The 596-nt window shown below is 60.4% G+C and carries 1 protein-coding gene; it reads left to right on the top strand.

The window, feature by feature from the left end:
* On the top strand, nucleotides 1-596 hold a 596-nt coding region (locus V8J63_RS27695; protein ID WP_336464967.1), incomplete at both ends, for an immunoglobulin-like domain-containing protein.

The raw sequence follows: 596 nt of genomic DNA, 5'->3' as shown, positions 1-596 counted from the left end.
ATCACCATCAAGGCTGGCGAAACCACCGGCACCGCAACTGTTCCTGCACCGTCCGACGACGTCTACAAAGACGCCGGCTCTGTTCAGGCAACGATCACCAGCGCTACCGGCGGCAATTTCGAGAACTTGGTACCGAGCACAGCTCCGGCCGTAACGACTGTCACCGATACCATCGATACCTCGACCGTCAAACTGACCGCCGATACTTCGGTGGCTGAAGGCGGCACCGTGACTTACACCGCCACCGTTGGTGCACCAGTGACTGGCTCGCCTGTGGTCGTGACCCTGGCCAACGGTCAGACCATCACCATCGGCGTCGGCCAGACTACTGGCACTGCAACTGCTGTTGCTGCGAACGATGCGCTGACCGGCAATGCGCCGCTGACCAACTCGATCACTGGCGTAACCGGTGGCAACTTCGAAGATCTGGTTGCGGATAAAACTCCGGTCTCGACTTCTGTCACCGACGTTGCCGACACCACCAACCTGTCTCTGAGTGCGACCGGTTCCGTGGCCGAAGGTGGCTCGATCGTTTACACCGCTACGCTGACCAACGCCGCTGGCTCGCCAGTGACCGTGACTTTGTCGAACGGTGC

The organism is Pseudomonas sp. CCNWLW23, assembly GCF_037095675.1.
GTDB classification, from domain to species: Bacteria; Pseudomonadota; Gammaproteobacteria; order Pseudomonadales; family Pseudomonadaceae; genus Aquipseudomonas; species Aquipseudomonas atacamensis.
Note: the sequence above shows the minus strand (reverse complement) of the source record. Positions and strands in the feature narration are given on the sequence as shown.